Below are 18,933 nucleotides of genomic sequence, written 5' to 3' on the forward strand. Positions count from 1 at the left end.
CGCGGCGCCGTGTCCACCTTGCATGCCAAGATAGAAACGGCGCCGCCGGTCTATGCGTAGACGGGGGGCTTCTGGCTGCCCAGTTCAATGCGGTGGGTGCACTGCGCAGCGAGCTGCTGGTCATGGGTGATCATGACGACGGTTCGCCCGGCAAGAGCCTGATGCAAGGTCGAGAGCAGCTCTCGGGCCTCATCGACGCCGAGGTGTGCTGTCGGCTCATCGAGCAGGATGACCTGGTGGCCGCCTGCCAAGGCGCGCGCTACGGCGAGCTTGCAGCGTTGCCCGCCGGACAGCTGGTGCCCGCCGGAACCAATGCGCGATTCGAGGCCTTCGGGCTGTGTTGCCAGCCAGTCCGCAAGCCCGACCTGCGCCAAAACCGCTTCCAGCTGGGCATCGCTGCGCTGCTGGTCGTCATCGACTCCCAGCATCAGGTTCCGGCGAATCGACGAGTCGAAAAGGTGCGCTTCTTGCGGGCACCACGCCACCGACGACAGGTTTGCCTGCTGCAGATCCAGCAGGTTGCCGTGGGCATCGATTCCCTTCAGCGCTCCCGAGCGTGCAGGCAACGCGCCGAGCAAGGCGGTGAGCAATGTGGATTTCCCTGAGCCCGAAGGCCCGGTAATGGCCGTCCACTGTCCCGCGGGAATGCGCACGCTCAGATTCTCCACGACCGATGGACCATCGTCGTATCCGAGGCTGAGATCTTGCGCTTCGTAGCCGGCGATCTTTCGCGGCATGGCTGGAGCATTGCCTTGCGCCGCTGGTGCCGGGCTGCTGCGCATGCCGCGTTCGGCCAGCTTCGATGACAGTTCCTTCAGCGCACGTCCCTGCTGCACCGCGAGCAAGGCATTTCCAGCGCTCTCCCCCAGCGCGAGGCTCAAGAGCACGGCGAGCGCTGTATGGGATGCGCTGCTGTGCGATAGCGCGGTGATGGCGATGGCAAGCAGCACGCTGGCCAACGTGGCCAGGGCGGTGGCGCTGCCTTGGCCTAGTGCGTGCCGGCGAGCGCGTTGCGTATTGCGGGTTTCTGCTTCCTGGAAGCGGCCTAGGATGCGTTCCAGTACCTGGTTGCTGCGCAGCGCGGACTTGTGCCGCAAGATGCCCAGCACGCTCTGGTTCATCTGCATCCGGTGGCGCAGCTGGAGCACGAAGTGCTCGCCTTCAATGCGCTGGACAAGCCAACGAACCGGGAAGACCAGCACCCCGAACGCGCCAAGGGCAAGATAACCGAACTCCGGCTGGATGATGTACAAGGCCGCAGCAGCGGCCACCCACAGTGCGATTGCCTGCAGCGGCGGGAACAGCACGCGGGCCAAGAGGTCGCGCAGTTCATCCACCTCGGCCAGCAAGAATCGCAGGATGACCGAGGAACGGCTGAGCAGGCCCCATCGTGCCGGGTTGGCCACCATGGCGTTCCACATCTTCTCGCGCAGATCAGCAGCGTAGGCCAGGACCGCGTCGTGGATTGCCAGTTGTTCCAGGTAGCGGAAGACTGCTCGCCCGATGCCGAGGGTGCGGACCATGACGAAAGCTACGGTCAGGTGGAGAATGGCCGGCTGGTAGCTGGATTCAACGATCAGCCATCCGCTCAGCGCCGCGAGCGCCACGGCGCACAGCACGCTCGCGGTCCCCCAGAGCACCGCTTTCGGGGCAGCCTTGTAGCCCATAAGCAAATCGCGCATCGGATTGAAGCGGGTGTTCCCAGGCGCTTGGGCTGTTGCCCCCGGCTGGGTCTGCGAGGCATCCGGCTGCTGGTGGCACATGGCTTGCCCATACGCCACGGCTTCAGCAGCCTCAACGGCACGTCCCGGATTCTGGCTCTGGCCAAAGGCTGGGTCATGGCTGGCGAGCAGGATGGCGCAGCGGGCAGGCAATTCCCCAAGCAGTTCGCGCACTGCCCGGGCGTTGGCCTCATCAAGGTGCGCGGTTGGCTCGTCGGCCAGCAGCACCGTGCACTGATCGTCGCTGTGGACCCGCAGCAGGGCTCGCAGCACTTCCAGGCGGCGCAGCTCGCCGGGCGAGTATTCTCCGATTGGACGGTCGAGCATGGAGCGCAGCGACAGCCGGGTGCTGAGCTCCTCGCGCAATTCGGCAGGTGCCGCCGGGGCATCCTGGTCAAGTTGTTCGCTGCCGGTCATTGCGTTGAACTGCGGATGCTGGCTGATCATGGCCAACTGGCCGGCAATGAAGATCCGCCCGCTAGCCAAGGCCGGGTCGAAGGTGTTGTCGCTGCTGTGTGCCTCGGCGATCAGCTTGAGCAGCGTGCTCTTGCCCGTGCCGCTGGCCGTGGACAGCACGAGCCGTTCGCCGGCGCGCAACTGGATATCGACGGCGCGGTGGATTGGATGCTCGCCATCATAGCTGATCTGCAGATCCGAGACTTCCAGGACGTTCTGCGGATTCGCTGCGGTGCCAGCCCGCAGCTGACGGGCCGGGGTGGGTGCGGTGAGGGCCGTGTACTTCTGGTAGGCGGCCAGCCCGTCATCGGCCGCATGGTAGGCGGAGCCCACTTCGCGCAGTGCGGAGAACAGCTCTGGTGCCAGGATCAGGATGATCAGCCCGGAGGCGAGATCCATATTTCCGCCGACCAGCCTCACGCCGATCATTACCGCGAGGACCGCCACCGAGAGGGTCGAGATCAGTTCCAGCCAGAAGCTGGACATGAAGACGGTCTTCAGGTTGGCCATGGTGGCCGCCCGGTACTTGTTGCTCACTGCCGCGATGGCGTTGCCATGGGCGCGAGCCCGGCCAAGTCCCAGCAGCGCCGGCAGGCCCTGGGCCAGTTCGTAGAGCTGATGGGCAAGCCGGTCGAGGGTGGCTTGGGATTCATTGAGGGTGTCCTGGGTGTGCAGGCCGATCAGCGCCATGAACACCGGGACCAGCGGGATGGTCAGGACCAGCACCACCGCGCTGATCCAGTCCAGCTGGAGGATGAAGATGCCAAGCAGCAGCGGTACGGCCACAGCGCCAATGAACGCAGGGATGAATTTGGTGAAATAGTCATCGAGCTTCTCAAGGCCATGGCTGGCCAGGGTGGCGGTGACCGGTATGGACTGCTGTTCCGCTGCGGGGGCGATAGCCGGCTGCGCCGCTTGCCTGCGGACCAGGTTCAACCGCAAGCGTTCCTTTGCGCCTAGGCCCATGCGCCGGGCTCCTGCATTCAAGCCCCACGCGCTGAGTGCTCGAAGCGCGGCCCCGGCTAATGCCAGGACCAGCAACTGCGGTTCATTGGCGCCCCCCGCGGCCATGGTGGCGATCCATTGGCCCAGGGCGTAGGCGACGAGGACCAGCCCCGCGACCTTGAGCGCTGAGAACAGTGCCAAGACCAGGAATTGTCGTGGCGTGATCAGTTCACGCGGCAGGAATCGCGGGGTTGGCATTGCTACTCTTTCCGTCGAAAACGCAGTTACTTGATGATCGAGACGACACGATGGGTGTCGGGAATATGCTCTTCGCGCAAGCGCTTGCGGAATACCCAGTAGCTCCACGCCTGGTAGGCCAGGACCATCGGCACGCCAAAGGCAGCGACGATGCTCATGAGCTTCAAGGTGTAGGCCGTGCTTGACGCGTTGGCCACGGTGAGATCGAAGGCCGAGTCAATGGTCGACGGCAGCACCACCGGGTAAGCGGCGGTGAAGATCGCGGCGACTCCGGCCAACAGGGTTACTCCCAGTGCGATGAAGGAAACTCCTTCGCGTCCAGCGCGTCCGCTGATCATCGATGCAGCCAGGGCGATGACCGCCAGGCCCATCACTGCCCATGCGATGCCGGAGTCGTTATCCAGCAGCACCAGCAGTGCCCACGCGACCAGGGGCAGGATTGCTACCGGCAGCCAGCGGCCTACGAGCTTGCCTGCTTCGTGGCGGACCGCACCGTCGGTTTTCAACCGCAGGAAAGCCAATGCATGGATCCAGCAGAACGCCACCACTGCTACGCCACCGAGAATGGCATGCCAATTCAGCCAGGCGAAGGCTCCGCCGATCCGGTCCCCGTTCTCATTCAAGGGCAACCCCAAGGTGGTCAACGCCAGCATGGCTCCGACGCCGAAGGCAGCGACCAACGATCCGAGGCCCAGGGCCAGATCCCATGCTTTCCGGGTTGCGACGGTGATCGCCTTGCCCCGGTATTCGATGGCCACAGCACGCAAGATCAATGCCACCAGGACAATGGTCAACGGAATGTAGAGTGCCGAGAACAGCGAAGCGTACCAGTGCGGGAAGGCGGCGAAGGTCGCGCCACCGGCGGTCAGCAGCCACACTTCGTTGCCGTCCCAGACCGGGCCAATGGTATTCAGCAAGAGGCGCTTGCGTTTCTCAGTGGAACGTCCAAGCCCGATGAGCATGCCGACCCCGAGGTCGAAGCCTTCAAGGAAGAGATAGCCGCACCAGAGCAGCGCTATCACAACGAACCAAAGTGTTGGAAGCCAATCCATTGAAATTCTCCTTCGTCCGTTCCGCTAGTAGGCGAATGCCAGTACGTCGTCATCATCGTTGTCAGGCCCCTTAGGGCCCCCGGATGACGAATGATCTGCCGCTTCGAGCTCCGGCATTGCCGATGCCACGCCGCCTCGGATGTAGCGGGTGAGCAGGACCAGTTCCACAACCAGCAGCACGCCATAGATTGCAGTGAGCGAGATCAGCGAGAACAGCATTTCTCCTGCACTGACGGTAGGAGAGACCGAGGCCGCGGTATACATGAACACCTGGTCCACCCCGCCCATCTGCGGGTTAGGCGCAACGGTGAACGGCTGCCTGCCCATTTCGGTGAAAATCCAGCCGGTGGCGTTGGCGCCGAAGGGTGCGGCGATGCCCAATACCGCCAGTCTCGAAAGCCATTTGCTTTCCGGGACGGTGCCCTTGCGGGTGATCCACAGCGCGACGCCGGCTGCCAGTGCCGAGAGTCCGCCCAGAGTGATCATCAAGCGGAAGCCCCAGTAAGTCACTTCCATCACGGGCAGGTAGTTGATTTCCTGGCCCGCGTACTGGCCGAAGGACTCATCGCTTGGATAGTACTTGCCGTATTTTTCCTGGTATTCCGGAATCAGGGTATTCACGCCCTTGATTTCGGTGGTGAAATCTCCGTTGGCCAGGTACGAGAGAATGCCCGGAATTTCGAAGACAGCTACGACGTTGTCGCAGTTGGTTGCGCCTTGGGCGGTGATATCGCCCAACGACAGCACGGAGAAGCCGGTACCATCATGGCAAGCTGCCTCTGCCGCTGCCATTTTCATCGGCTGCTGTTCGAACATCAGCTTTGCTTGCTCGTGCCCGCTCAGAGCAACACCGAGAAAGGCGACCATGGCTACCGAAGCACCAATGCGCAGTGACTTAATCCAGACCTGGTAGTCGGTCTTGTCGCGGTTCTTGCCGCGGTTTGGGTCTTCACCCACGACTACATATCCGTTGGCATCCACGGTGTCGATGCCTTCCTTGCGGCGGCGGTAGAGGTGGAACCAGGAGATGCCCAGCAGGAAGCCGCCGGCAACGGCGAAGGCGCCGAAGATGGTGTGCGGGAAGGTCACGAGCGCAGTGTTGTTGGTGAACACCGCCCATGCGTCGGTCATCACGGCACGGCCGTCAACTAATTTCGTTCCGACGGGGTGCTGCATCCACGAGTTCGCAACGAGGATGAAGTAGGCCGAAAGGATCGTCGCCAAGGAAGCGCACCAGATCGTTGCCAGGTGGACACGCTTGGGTAGCTTCTTCCAGCCGAAGATCCAGAGCCCCAGGAAGGTGGATTCCACGAAGAAAGCCAGCAGGGCTTCCATGGCCAACGGCGCACCGAAAACGTCGCCAACATAGCGGCTGTATTCGCTCCAGGCCATGCCGAATTGGAACTCTTGGACGATGCCCGTGGCAACGCCCATGATGAAGTTGATGAGGAAAAGCTTTCCCCAGAATTTTGTCATTCGCAGCCAGTGTTCGTTGCCGGTGCGATGCCACATGGTTTGCAATGTGGCCACGGTCAAGCCCAGTCCAATGGTCAGGGGCACCATCAAGAAGTGGTAGACCGTCGTAATGCCGAATTGCCAGCGGGCAATCTCTAGAGCATCCATGGATTCCTCAACTATCGTGGGATGGAATATAAACCGCTTTTCTACGTTTCGTAGAAAAGACCTCCAAGGCCAGAATAGACGATTTCGACAGCTTGTAGAAATCGACGGGATTAGCAGGTTTTGCCGGCTGCAAATTTCAACACCGCGGGCGCGAGCGCAAATAGTAAGCCTATTGACAGGGTTGTGTCTACGGATCTTAAAAAACCCAAGTCAACAAGTTTCACCCGGGACATTCCCATAACGCGCAGCGAAACTGCTAAAGCCTGTACTCACCCATCTCTTTTACGCTCCGTAGAAATATTGTGGAAAGATGGCTACAATTAAGAGCCCAAGCAGTCTGCATGCTCTCGCTGAGTGCAAGCAACCGCGTTAGAACTAATGCAAGTGAGGTACGACCTAGTGGCCAGCCTTGGCGATCTGGAACGCTCCGTCATGGATCTTCTGTGGGATTCCGCAGAACCACTCACCGCGAATGACCTTCGTGATGATTTGGCGGTGCTTGGCACCGACGCGAAAGAACTCGCAGTAACGACGGTGCTGACCGTACTAGCACGTCTCGAGAAGAAGGGTCTGGTGGAGCGCGAGCGCACTACCCGCCCTCACCGATACGCAGCTTCATCCTCCCGTGAGGATCACACCGTTGGACTGCTCAACGACGCACTGGGCACCGCTCAGGACCGTGAAGCAGTTTTGGCACGATTCATTGGAGGCATCTCCCCCGACGAAGCAGCTTCCCTGCGTGCTATCTTGGACTCAGTAAAGTCCGCATAATTTAGATGAACTTCGGGGACTGAGTGCTTCTCACCTCATATTTCCTAGCGGCGTTGGCTATCGCATTGGCGTGGCCGACGCCGTTGGCTTTATCCAAGGCGAATTGGACCGCGCGCTCACCAGTGCAAGCGGTACTCCTGTGGCAAGCCATTGCTTTAGGCGGTGGCCTTTCCATGATCGGCTCAATGCTTGTCTGGGGCTTGGACCCACTGGGCGATGATCTGATCTCCGCGCTGCATGGTGGATGGCTCCTACTGACAGGAGACACGAGTGTGCCCTACCCCGGCATCGTGCACCTCTTCGCCTTGAGCACAGCTCTGCTCTTCGGTTTCCACCTGGTATTGACCCTCATGCGCGCTGCTTGGCGCACCTCCCGCCAACGAGCCAAGCACCGGCAGCTACTTCGCCTGTTGAGCAACCCCTCGCAGACGCGCGCGAACACCTTGGTGATCGATCATGATATGCCCGTGGCATACTGCGTGCCCGGCATCTCGCAGTCGGTGACCGTGCTGTCACGGGGATTGCTCACCCAGCTTTCGGCTCAAGAGCAGCAGGCGGTCATCGCCCATGAACGCTCCCATTTGGATCAACGCCATGATTTGCTAATCCTGGCCTTCACTGCCTGGCACGAAGCGTTGCCCTGGTTGCCGACCTCACGGCTTGGACTCGATGCAGTGCGCCAACTGATCGAAATGCTGGCCGACGACAAAGCGCTGGAAAAGGCCAATCGGCAGACGCTGCTCAAAGCCATCGTCACTGTGGCCACCGCAGCGACCATGGATGACCGCTCGTCAACGCCTCATGCCTCTAGCGCCGGTCTGGTTGGCATGCCCGATGGCGAAGTATCATCCCGCAGGCTCAAGCGCTTGCTCTCCCCGCAAGATCCGCTGAGCCGCCCGCAACGGGCACTGGTGCTGCTGAGCACCATCATGCTGATGGTCTGCCCGACAGTTCTGCTCATAGCGCCACGGCTGCTGGACTGGTAGCACCCGCTCGATCCCATGCAACGACGTCCTTGAACCCCAGTGGAGCTCAAGGACGTCGTTGCATCTGCGGTTCTAAACGTCGATGCGTTCCCGTTCAAGATCGTCGGCGCCGTCGATGATGAACTTCTTGCGCGGTGCCACATCCGAGCCCATCAGCAGGTCGAAGACTTCTTCGGCTGCCTGCGCATGCTCGATGCCAACACGGCGCAGCATGCGATGGCGTGGATCCATGGTGGTTTCAGCCAGCTGGTCTGCATCCATCTCACCCAGGCCCTTATAGCGCTGGATCGGCTCCTTGTAGCGTCGGCCTTCCTTCTCCAAGCTGGCCAGCAGCTTGGTCATTTCCGTCTCTGAGTAGGTGTAGATGACTTCGTTCTGCTTGGCGCCCGGATTAATTACCTCGATGCGGTGCAACGGCGGGACCGCCGCATAGACGCGACCGTGCTCAATCATCGGACGCATATAGCGATAGAACAGCGTCAGCAGCAGGGTGCGAATGTGCGCACCGTCAACGTCAGCATCGGTCATCAGGATAATCTTGCCGTATCGCGCTTGCTCGATGTCGAAGCTGCGGCCCGAACCAGCACCTATCACCTGGATCATCGCTGCGCACTCAGCATTGGAGAGCATGTCCGAGATCGACGCCTTTTGCACATTCAGGATCTTGCCACGAATCGGCAACAACGCCTGGTACTCGCTGGAGCGTGCAAGTCGGGCGGTGCCCAATGCGCTGTCGCCCTCGACGATGAACAGTTCGGATTTGCCGACTTCCTTGCTCCGGCAATCAAGCAGTTTGGTTGGCAGCGACGAGGATTCCAAAGCCGTCTTGCGACGCTGGGTTTCCTTATGCATGCGTGCCGACACACGAGACTTCATCTCGTTGACGACCTTCTCCATCAGCGTGGAGGCTTCAGCCTTTTCGTTGCGCTTGCTGGAGCCCAGACGATCATTGAGCGCCTTTTCCAGCACCTTGGAAACAATCTGGCGCACTTGTGGGGTGCCCAAAATTTCCTTGGTCTGGCCCTCGAACTGGGGCTCGGCCAATCGGACGGTCAGCACGGCAGTCAGGCCGGCCAGAACGTCGTCCTTTTCCAGCTTGTCCTTCTGGCCGAACTTGAGCTTGCGCGCGTTGGCCTCGATATTCTTGCGGAAGGACTTGAGCAGGGCCTGCTCGAAGCCTGCGGTATGCGTACCGCCCTTGGGTGTCGCAATAATATTGACGAAGCTGCGCAGGGTGGTTTCGTAGCCGATCCCCCAGCGGACCGCCACGTCCACTTCGCAGACACGCTGCACATCTTCAATATGGCTGCGGCCGTTGCTGTCGATGACCGGAACCTTTTCATGGAAGGAACCGCTGCCGTGGAAGCGCCAGATGTCGGTAACCGGTGAATCGCTGCTCAGGTAGTCGACGAATTCGCTAATGCCGCCGTCGTGCTGGAACACTTCCTCATGAGGTCCGTCTGCGCCCGGAGTGTCCGGCAGTCCGCGTTCATCACGCAGGGTGATGCGCAGCCCCGGGACCAGGAAGGAGGTTTGGCGGGCGCGATCCTGCAATTCCTTATAGGAGAATTTCGCATCCGGGGTGAAGATATGGCTGTCGGCCCAGTAGCGAATGCGCGTTCCGGTTACGCCGCGTTTGGCTTTGCCGATAATTCCCGGAGGCGTTGCGGTCTCATGGGCCTTGAACGCCGCATCGGCTTTCTTGCGCCCCTTATCGGTAAATTTTCCTGGTTCGCCGCGACGGAACTGCAAGCCGTAGGTTTTGCCGCCGCGGTCAACTTCCACGTCCAAGCGGGCCGACAGAGCATTTACTACTGAGGCGCCCACGCCGTGCAGGCCGCCGGATGCGCTGTAGGAGCCACCGCCGAACTTGCCACCGGCGTGCAATTTGGTGAAGACGACTTCCAAACCGCTCAGCCCAGTCTTGGGTTCAACATCCACGGGGATGCCACGGCCATCGTCTTGGACTTCGACCGAGCCGTCAGAGTGCAAGATAACATCAATGGCCTGCCCAAACCCGCCTAACGCCTCGTCAACAGAGTTATCGATGATCTCCCAGAGGCAATGCATCAAGCCACGGGAGTCGGTGGAGCCAATGTACATGCCTGGTCGCTTACGAACTGCTTCCAGGCCTTCCAATACGGAAAGGTGCCGGGCACTGTAATTGTCGGATGAAGCCACTGAGCTGATGTCTCCTACTTGCATGAGAAAGTACGTCTTGGTTCATATTCTAATCGTTAATGTGTTCGAATACCCGCTATTTTCCGGTGCTGGCGAGCACGCCGGGCAGGTATGAGCTTATCCACATGCGCTACGCGGTGAGCGAAAGAACAGCCAATTCGGGATAAAGTCGGGATCCAAGCTGGTTGTATAGAGTAACCATCAACTTTAGGAGGCTGGCAATGACTACTACGACCGCTAGTCGTGAACTTAACGCCCTCGACCGGTGCGACCGTTGCGGTGCACAGGCCTACGTGCGAGCCGTGCTGGCTTCGACCGGCGGTGAGCTGCTTTTCTGCGCTCACCATAGCCGCGATGTAGAGCAAAAACTGCGTCCGCAGACTTCCCTATGGCAGGATGAGTCCTCGCGGCTCTACGAAAAGCCCAAGGTAGACGCCAACGACTAATCTCGTGGCCAACTGCTGATCAAAGAAGGCGACCCACTTTGGGTCGCCTTCTTCTTGCATTAATGGCAATAAAGAATGTGGCCAGCAGTTCATTGCATGAACTGCTGGCCACATCCTCAGTTTCTTAGTCCAGGTAGTCGCGCAGCACCTGGGAACGCGATGGGTGGCGCAGCTTCGACATCGTCTTGGATTCGATCTGGCGAATGCGCTCGCGGGTCACCCCGTAGACCTTGCCGATTTCGTCCAGCGTCTTAGGCTGGCCATCGGTCAGGCCGAAACGCATTGCCACGACGCCTGCTTCGCGCTCCGAAAGCGTGTCGAGCACCGAATGCAGCTGTTCCTGCAACAGGGTGAAGGACACTGCATCGGCTGGCACAACAGCTTCCGAGTCTTCGATCAGGTCACCGAATTCGGAGTCGCCGTCTTCGCCCAGTGGGGTATGCAGGGAAATCGGCTCACGACCGTATTTCTGGACCTCGACGACCTTCTCAGGAGTCATGTCCAATTCCTTGGCCAACTCTTCTGGGGTCGGTTCGCGACCGAGATCCTGAAGCATCTGGCGCTGGACACGCGCCAGCTTGTTGATGACTTCAACCATGTGCACAGGAATACGAATGGTACGCGCCTGGTCCGCCATGGCACGGGTGATTGCCTGGCGAATCCACCAAGTGGCATAGGTCGAGAACTTGAAACCCTTGGTGTAGTCGAACTTCTCCACCGCACGGATCAGGCCCAAGTTGCCTTCCTGGATCAGGTCCAGGAAGAGCATGCCGCGGCCGGTGTAGCGCTTGGCCAGGGAAACTACCAGGCGAAGGTTTGCTTCCAGCAGGTGGTTCTTGGCAATCTTGCCATCGTGGATGATCTGCTCGTAGTCCCAGCGCAGACGCTGATCCATGGAGCCATCGTCCTTCTCCAGCTTGTCAGCTGCGAACAGGCCAGCTTCAATGCGCAGGGCCAAGTCGACTTCTTGCTCGGCGTTCAGCAGGGCAACCTTGCCAATCTGCTTCAGGTAGTCCTTGACCGGGTCAGCGGTCGCGCCGGCCACCATGACCTGCTGCTGCGGAGCGTCGTCATCACCGGTTGAAAGTGTGAAGCCCTTTGAATCATCGTCGGACTTCGCATCCTTCGAATCGGTGCCTGGCTCAGCATCGTCATCGGCGTCAGCCAACGCTCCGGTTGATTCGTCTTGCGCTGCGGTTTCGGCAGCGACCTTTTTAGTCCGAGGCTTGGCCTTGGTAGCGCGCTTCTTCGCTGCAGGGGTGGCTGATTCGGCCTCAGCCGCGTCGACCTCGGCCTCAGTTGCTATGCGATTAGCGTTCGTCTCAGAAGATGACACGAATAACCTTTCTAACGATGCGTTCCGGATGCACCTGCCGGTAACACCACTATGACCCTGTCAAGTCCGATAGTGCTCAGTCGCTGACTAAACACCTAGGGCTGGCACATTGGTATCAACGCATCAAGCCCGCCTAATGTTCCCGAAATCCACAGATTTCAAGACCTAGACAATTCGAACCTAACCGGGTCTGTTGTCCCATTATCCATGAATTAGCATCAGGACACCACTTGAGACACTCCGGCCTCCGTTGCTCAGCTGAAATTGGCACGCCAAGCCCGCAATTTATCGGTCGCCCACTCGGGCATGATTCCATGGGACATCAGTTTCTGCAGCAACCGCGCCAACTCGTAGTTCGGGTTTTCTTCTACAGCCCTGCCCAGCAGGCACAAGGCCATAGTCCCCCGGCCTCGTGCCCACTCGATCCAGGCAAGAATACACAGCAGGGCCTGCCGGTTGTTGCCTTCGGCCACACCGAGCAGGTCTCTGGCTACCGACCACAGCCGGTCAATCCGCTGCCAGTCTGGCGCATGCCAACCACGGCCCAGCAAATAGTTGGTCAAGGGCGAGGCAGCGGCTTCCCGATCTCCGCGCATCACGCCAAACAGCACATCCAATGCCGCGTCCAGACCTTGGCCAGCCAAATACGGAAGCAGGTCTCGGACGATTTTCACTTCCAGGGAACCAAGCAGCAGTGCGGTGTGCTCATGCTCTTCGTGGATCCAAGTTCGGGCTTCAGTTTCGGCGAGGTCCATCGTCTGCAGCCATGCTTCAAGGCAGTTGATCACGTTGTGCTGCTGGCTGGAAACAATCTTCAGGATCTCGGCGGCCTGCGGCCACTCAGGGATTCCACTGCCGTCCCATGGAACATCCAACGGTGCTGATCCAGCAAAGACCAGCGACAGATGCGTCTCGTTGGTTTCCAGCGGGCGCACCGGGGTCGGCTCTGCGTAGTCGTCGGTCGCGTAGTTCCAGACGAATCGGCCCTGCCGGCACCAGCTGTGGCGCAACAGGACTTTTTTGCCGGCCAGCCCCTGTTCGAGCTGCGCAACCATGTGCGAGTACGGAATACGGCCCTCGGCCAGCGAATCTTCCGGCGCGTAGACCACCAGAACCACTCCTTGGATATGGGGCATGCGATCCAGGAGGCGAAGCACCTGCGCGGTCCACGACTCCCGCTCGGACGAAGTGTCCTCTTCCGGCAAATCGACACGCAGGGTCGCTTCCAGGTGGTCCTCGTCGATCAGCATGAGCACGGCAGAATTTTGCGGATAGAAGCCGAGGGCATGAGGCACATAGGCCAGGATGTCCTCGCAGCTGGACAGCGAGAGGGGATGGCGTTCTGGTGTAGTTGTCATGGCTCCACGGTGCATCGCGGCGCTTGGCACAGGATGTCAACGCGTGCGAGCTGTGGAGAACCTTCTGCTCCGGGCCTCGGGGCCGGCGGTTACTGTTCGGCGAGGAATCGGCGCGCCTTGCGGCGTTCGATGACCATGAATGCCATCCCGAGCAATGCCATCACGAATTGGAAGGACAGTGCCACCCGGAAAGCCGGCAGGTTGTAGAGTTCTCCGACCGAGCCGTTGGCCTTGTGCAGCATGTCCATGATGAAACCGATGACGTAGATGGTGACGAATGCTCCGATGAATCCGCCGGTATTCACCAGGCCGGTGGCAGTTCCCAGAACCCGCGGCGGGTTGAACGTACGTGCGAAGTCGAAACCGATCACTGAGGCCGGGCCGCCGGCGGCAATGACGACCATCAGCAGCACCAGAATCCATAGCGGCGCCTGTCCTGGCCAGAGCAGAACGGCCGCCCATAGCGCCAAGATGGAGCCCACGATGGACAACGCAATATTGGAACGCTGGCTGGCATGGCGCGCGGTCAAGGCGCCGAGGATCGGACCCAGCACGATGGCGACGACAACGAATACAGCCATCAGGCCCGAAGCTAACGCGCCGTCTATGCCTTGGCCCTCGACAAGGAATGGGTAGCCCCACGTCATCATGAAGGTGTTGATCATGAAGGCCGTAGTGAAGTGGGTCCAGAAACCCAAGCGGGTCCCTGGCTGCTTCCATGCCTGCGAGATCCGCGAGCCGGTCTCCTGCTCCCCCGCGCCATGCCCATTCCAGTTCTTCCCATTGCGCACGAAGGCGATCGTCGTGATGAAGGTGGCGAAAGCGAACCCTGACATGATCGAGAATGCCGCGGACCAGCCGACGCCAAGCAGGATCATATGGAATGGAAAGAGGCTGATCAGCTGCCCGAGCTGGCCAAAAGTACCGGTGAGCTGGGTGAGCACCGGAATGCGCGAACCGGAGAACCACAGGGGCAAGAGCTTGAGCACGGAGACGAAGACCATCGCGTCGCCCATGCCGACCATAACGCGCCCGGCCAAGCCCATGGGCACGTTGACCGAAATCGCCAGGAACGCTTGGCCGGCAGCCATCAGCAAGGCGCCGCAGGTAATCAGGATGCGGGGCCCGAATTTATCCAGCAGCAGCCCTACGGGGACCTGCGCCCCGGCATAGACAACGAGCTGCACGACCGAGAACGTCGCCAGGATCTGTGCGCTGGCACCGAAGCGTTCGGTGGCTTGGATGCCTGCGACTCCGAAGCTGGTGCGTTGGGAAATTGCAGAAATGTAGGCAAGAATTGCGAAGCCGAAGACGAGCCACGATTTCGGCGAATTCAGCTGGGCTTGGCTCACTGGTCGTGATCACCTGGCAACGGTTCGATATGACCGTTTTTCAACCAATCTTCGGTGTTCTCGATGGCGGCCAGGAAATGCTCGGCACTGGCGCCCAGTTCCTCGGCATCCGCCATCTGCTCATCTTCGTCCAGCAACAGCGAACGCGACTCGTGCTCCTTGGCATGCGCGTCGAAACGTTCCTCGAATCCGTCCACCATCTGGCGGACGTCGCTATTGGCTTGAAGCTGCTCGGCGAGCTGCTGGTCAACCAATCGGGCCGCTTCGCGCAGCTTGTCGGTCGGCAGAGCCAGCTTCAGCGCCGCGCCCACATACTCCAGCGTCGCAACGGCAACCGCCGGGTACTCGGATTCGGCAAGGTAGTGCGGGGTATGCATCGAGTAGCCCACGACATCCCGGCCGGCTTCGCTCAGGCGGATTTCGAGCAGCGAGGCCAAGCCTGCCGGAGATTCAACCGTGGGACTCCACGTCGAGATGTTCTCGATCAGATCCTTGCGGTTGCCGTGGGCGGTCACACCGACCGGCCGGGTATGCGGCACCGGCATCGGCAATGATGCGGTCCCAACAACCAGCGATACGTTGAAGGCCTCGATGAAAGACTGCAGTTCCGCGATTACGCGTTCCCACTTCAGATCCGGTTCAACTCCGTTGAGGAACCAGAACTTGCGGTCCATCTCATCAGTCATCAGGTAGATCTCGATGCGCGGGGCCTGGTATCCGGCGAAGTGATCGCCGAGGAAAGAGACGCGCGGGCGCTGGGAGGTGTAGGCGATCAGCTCGTCGGCATCGAAAGTGGCGAAGAGTTCGGATTCCAGACGGCCGAAAAGCTCGTTGGAGACCTGCGCGTGATTATGCCCGGCATCACTGATGCTCTTCAGCGAGATGAACATGCCAAGACCTTGAAGGCGCGAGTCATCCAAATCGTCTGCGACCAGCGTCATCAACGAATCCTTGGACATTTTCTCCTCATTCAGGGTCGGCATCCGGCACAGCAGGGCGGCAACCATCGGCCAGGACTGAACTTCTGCAACAGATCAATGCTCCATCCTATCGCTACTTGGCTTTCGCTCGCTGTGAAGTAACGCACGATGACGCGGAACCTCGGATAACCTAGATGCAGGAGACGCACAGCCCACCGGCAGGATCTGCTCCGGAATACCACTTGGGCTGTCGCGACCTTAGACCCTACAAAGGCATAGAAGGAATGATTTTGTGATCAACTCCAGTGATCTCACTCTGAGCGCCATTGGCACTGACATCAAGCGCAAGAGCGCTGACGCCCTCATCCTGGGCGTACTCAAGAACGGCGACAAGGTGTCCATCGCGGCATCCCCCTTCGCCGCCGACACCACTACCTCGCTGGAGCAGTCGCTCTCGGCTTTGGGCGTTGCCGGGAAGGCCGACGAAATCACCGCGCTGCCTGGCGTGGACGGCACGAAGGCCAAGGTCCTGCAGTTCATCGGCCTTGGCGTTGACGAGCTGGCCGATCTGACCGAAGAGAAGCTGCGCCGTGCAGCTGGCTCGGCTGCCCGCCAGTTGAGCAACGCCAAGAGCGCCATTTTCGCTTTGCCTGCCGACAGCGTTGAGCGCGTTGCCGCCGTGGCTGAAGGCATCGCCTTGGGCAGCTACCGCTACGAGAACCACCGGTCGAAGAAGAGCGAGAAGCCAGTACTGGCCGAAGCCCAGATCGTCACCTCGGTTGCCACTTCCAAGGATCTTCCGGCCGTGCTCAAGCGCGCGGCAATCCTGGGCCGCGCGGTCCGCGGCACCCGCGACCTGATCAATGCCCCCGCCAACGTGCTGTACCCGGAGTCTTTCGCCGCGGCGGTCAAGGACTACTCCAAGTCGCTGCCGCTGAAGGTCACCATCTTCGATGAGAAGCGACTGGCCAAGGACGGCTTTGGCGGACTGATCGGCGTCGGCGGCGGCTCGGCTCGCCAGCCGCGCATGGTCAAGGTCGAGTACGCGCCGTCGAAGGCAGCCAAGCACATCGCCTTGATCGGCAAGGGCATCACCTTCGATACCGGTGGCACCTCGCTGAAGCCTGCTGCAGGCATGCACGCCATGAAGTCGGACATGTCCGGTGCCGCCGCAGTCTTCCAGACCGTCGCCGCCGTCGCCGAACTTGGGCTGAACGTGAAGGTCACCGCATGGCTCTGCCTGGCAGAGAACATGCCAGGCGGCGCCTCGACCCGTCCGGGCGATGTGCTGACGATGTTCGGCGGCAAGACCGTTGAGGTGCTGAACACTGACGCCGAAGGCCGCCTGGTCATGGCTGACGGCCTGGCAGCAGCCAGCCTGGAAAAGCCGGATGTCATGATCGACATCGCTACGCTGACCGGCGCGCAGATGCTGGCTCTGGGCCTGCGCACTGCAGGCGTCATGGGCGACAAGCAGGTCACCAGCGACCTGGTTGCCGTCTCGGACAAGGTGGGCGAATTGGCTTGGGCCATGCCGCTGCCGGAAGAGCTGCGTCCATCCATCGAGTCGCAGGTCGCCGATCTGGCGAACATCGGTGAGCGCATGGGCGGAATGATGACCGCTGCCGTCTTCCTCGAAGAGTTCGTCGGCGAAGTCGACGGCAAGAAGATTCCTTGGGCCCACATCGACTTTGCTGGTCCGGCCTTCAACGAAGGAAGCGCCTGGGGCTACACCCCGAAGAACGGCACCGGCTCGCAGGTACGCACGCTGGTTGCCTACGCAGAACAGGTTGCCGCAGCGAACTAGCCGTTAAACGCAGCGGCATAGCAGCTGCAGTGCCATGAAACTCATCCCGGTATCGCCAGAATCAATTGGCCGATGCCGGGATGAACTCAAAATTAGAGACATACCTGACTTTTAATGCCCCGAAGGTGACTCTAGCCATTCGACGGTACTAAGGTAAGTTTTGAAACATCACCGTGGATCAAAGGTGCGCGCCCGCATGTGTCACGCTCCAGAAAGTCCACACCCGATCCCCTGGTCGGCCAAAGCCGGCCTCACTAAGCGAATACGAGGGAGCGTTCACGTGGCCGATTCGGCAGCAACGCAAGAATTTGATGTCCTCATCCTCGGCGGCGGATCCGCTGGATACTCGGCAGCATTGCGCGCCATCCAGCTGGGCTACACCGTTGGATTGATCGAGAAGGAAAAGCTGGGCGGCACCTGCTTGCACACCGGCTGCATCCCAACCAAGGCTTACCTGCATGCAGCAGAGCTGGCAGAGAACGCTCGCGAGGGTGCCAAGTACGGCATCAACTCCTCGCTGGAGTCGATCGATCTGGCCGGCGTTCGCAAGTACAAGGAAGGCATTGTCGCTGGCAAGCACAAGGGCCTGCAGGGCTTGCTGAAGATGAAGAAGGTCAACGTCATCACCGGTAACGGCCGACTGGTTGCCCAGGATTCCATCGATGTCGATGGCACCGTCTACAAGGGCAAGTACATCGTCCTGGCCACCGGATCCACTTCCAAGACCATGGGCCTGGAAATCGGCGGCCGCGTGCTGACCAGCACCGAAGCACTGAACATGGAAGACCTGCCAAAGAGCGCCATCGTTCTGGGCGGCGGCGTCATCGGTGTCGAATTCGCCTCGGTCTGGAAGTCCTTCGGCGTCGACGTCACCATCGTCGAGGGCCTGCCATCGCTGGTTCCAAACGAGGATCCAGCCATCATCAAGAACCTGGAGCGTGCTTTCAAGAAGCGCGGCATCAAGTTCAACACCGGCGTTTTCTTCGAGAAGGTCGAGCAGGATGCCAACGGCGCCAAGGTCTCGCTGGCTGACGGCAAGGTTCTGGAAGCTGAGATCGTCCTGGTTGCTGTGGGCCGCGGTCCAGTCACCGAGGGCCTTGGCTTCGAAGAGCAGGGCATCACCATTGATCGCGGTTTCGTAATCACCGACGAGCGCCTGCACACCGGCGTTGGCAACATCTACGCCATCGGCGACATCGTTCCAGGCGTCCAGCTCGCACACCGCGGCTACCAGCATGGCCGCTTCGTCGCCGAGGAAATCCACGGCCTGAAGCCAACCATCGTTGAGGACATCAACATCCCGAAGGTGACCTTCTGCGAGCCAGAGATCGCATCGGTGGGCTACTCCGAGCCGAAGGCCAAGGAGAAGTTCGGCGCTGACCAGATCGAAACCACCGAGTACAACTTGGCTGGCAACGGCAAGTCCTCGATCTTGGGCACCAGCGGCATCATCAAGATGGTTCGCGTCAAGAACGGCCCAATCGTTGGCGTTCACGGCATCGGCGGACGCATTGGCGAGCAGATCGGTGAAGCGCAGCTGATCGTGAACTGGGAAGCATACCCAGAGGACGTATCGCAGCTGATCCACGCTCACCCAACCCAGAACGAGTCCCTGGGCGAAGCCGCAATGGCTTTGGCCGGCGCACCGCTGCACGGTTAATCACGTTTTGGTCATTCAGGCAGCGCGTTGATGTAACGCGCTGCCTGAATGCACTAGGCTC

Annotated in this window: 13 protein-coding genes; 5 read left to right on the forward strand and 8 right to left on the reverse strand. The window is 60.3% G+C overall.

Annotated elements, in window-relative coordinates; translation table 11 throughout:
* Positions 1–50: 50 nt before the first annotated feature.
* The 3 genes from cydC to ACR9WD_RS10145 are packed head-to-tail and all read right to left on the reverse strand — an operon-like array spanning position 51 to position 6,055.
* Positions 51–3,380: a thiol reductant ABC exporter subunit CydC gene (cydC, locus tag ACR9WD_RS10135; protein WP_434922031.1), complete on the reverse strand. Its 3,330-nt coding sequence runs from the start codon at positions 3,378–3,380 to the stop codon at positions 51–53.
* 26 nt (positions 3,381–3,406) lie between these two features.
* Positions 3,407–4,432 carry a cytochrome d ubiquinol oxidase subunit II gene (gene cydB / locus ACR9WD_RS10140; RefSeq protein ID WP_434922032.1) on the reverse strand — a complete coding sequence of 342 codons (1,026 nt, stop codon included), beginning with the start codon at positions 4,430–4,432 and terminating at the stop codon, positions 3,407–3,409.
* A gap of 24 nt (positions 4,433–4,456) precedes the next feature.
* Positions 4,457–6,055, reverse strand: coding sequence for a cytochrome ubiquinol oxidase subunit I (locus tag ACR9WD_RS10145; protein WP_121867010.1), 1,599 nt, complete (start codon positions 6,053–6,055; stop codon positions 4,457–4,459).
* Positions 6,056–6,454: 399 nt separating this feature from the next.
* On the opposite strand from ACR9WD_RS10145, the gene ACR9WD_RS10150 reads away from it, so the two are divergent.
* Positions 6,455–6,826, forward strand: coding sequence for a BlaI/MecI/CopY family transcriptional regulator (locus ACR9WD_RS10150; RefSeq protein WP_073706036.1), 372 nt, complete (start codon positions 6,455–6,457; stop codon positions 6,824–6,826).
* Positions 6,827–6,849: 23 nt separating this feature from the next.
* Positions 6,850–7,812: a M56 family metallopeptidase gene (locus ACR9WD_RS10155; protein ID WP_066144395.1), complete on the forward strand. Its 963-nt coding sequence runs from the start codon at positions 6,850–6,852 to the stop codon at positions 7,810–7,812.
* 72 nt (positions 7,813–7,884) lie between these two features.
* On the opposite strand, the gene ACR9WD_RS10160 is transcribed toward ACR9WD_RS10155, so the two are convergent.
* Positions 7,885–9,993 carry a DNA gyrase/topoisomerase IV subunit B gene (locus tag ACR9WD_RS10160; protein WP_066144392.1) on the reverse strand — a complete coding sequence of 703 codons (2,109 nt, stop codon included), beginning with the start codon at positions 9,991–9,993 and terminating at the stop codon, positions 7,885–7,887.
* Between the two features lie 221 nt (positions 9,994–10,214).
* Here ACR9WD_RS10160 and ACR9WD_RS10165 point away from each other — a divergent pair, with 221 nt between their 5' ends.
* A complete protein-coding gene (locus tag ACR9WD_RS10165; protein ID WP_038991880.1) occupies positions 10,215–10,439 on the forward strand; it encodes a DUF7455 domain-containing protein in 225 nt (74 codons plus the stop codon).
* Positions 10,440–10,563: 124 nt separating this feature from the next.
* Here the strand turns inward: ACR9WD_RS10165 and ACR9WD_RS10170 are convergent, their stop codons facing one another.
* From ACR9WD_RS10170 to ACR9WD_RS10185, 4 genes are all read right to left on the reverse strand, one after another.
* The gene (locus ACR9WD_RS10170) at positions 10,564–11,775 is read right to left on the reverse strand and encodes an RNA polymerase sigma factor (RefSeq protein ID WP_100339252.1); all 1,212 of its coding nucleotides are present in this window, start codon (positions 11,773–11,775) and stop codon (positions 10,564–10,566) included.
* A gap of 254 nt (positions 11,776–12,029) precedes the next feature.
* Positions 12,030–13,133, reverse strand: a complete 1,104-nt coding sequence (locus ACR9WD_RS10175; RefSeq protein WP_254589914.1) for a DUF4192 family protein — start codon at positions 13,131–13,133, stop codon at positions 12,030–12,032.
* An 89-nt stretch (positions 13,134–13,222) separates the two neighbouring features.
* Entirely contained in the window at positions 13,223–14,485 is a 1,263-nt protein-coding gene (locus ACR9WD_RS10180; RefSeq protein ID WP_190263733.1) for an MFS transporter, read from the reverse strand.
* Positions 14,482–15,444, reverse strand: a complete 963-nt coding sequence (locus ACR9WD_RS10185) for a proteasome assembly chaperone family protein (protein ID WP_073706437.1) — start codon at positions 15,442–15,444, stop codon at positions 14,482–14,484. Before ACR9WD_RS10185 ends, ACR9WD_RS10180 begins: the two co-directional genes overlap by 4 nt.
* Before the next feature lie 253 nt (positions 15,445–15,697).
* Here ACR9WD_RS10185 and ACR9WD_RS10190 point away from each other — a divergent pair, with 253 nt between their 5' ends.
* Positions 15,698–17,212 carry a leucyl aminopeptidase gene (locus tag ACR9WD_RS10190; RefSeq protein WP_038991884.1) on the forward strand — a complete coding sequence of 505 codons (1,515 nt, stop codon included), beginning with the start codon at positions 15,698–15,700 and terminating at the stop codon, positions 17,210–17,212.
* Between the two features lie 280 nt (positions 17,213–17,492).
* Positions 17,493–18,872 carry a dihydrolipoyl dehydrogenase gene (gene lpdA / locus ACR9WD_RS10195; RefSeq protein ID WP_038991885.1) on the forward strand — a complete coding sequence of 460 codons (1,380 nt, stop codon included), beginning with the start codon at positions 17,493–17,495 and terminating at the stop codon, positions 18,870–18,872.
* Positions 18,873–18,933: the final 61 nt, after the last annotated feature.

This window comes from Glutamicibacter sp. PAEs-4 (assembly GCF_051161755.1).
Lineage (GTDB): Bacteria > Actinomycetota > Actinomycetes > Actinomycetales > Micrococcaceae > Glutamicibacter > Glutamicibacter nicotianae.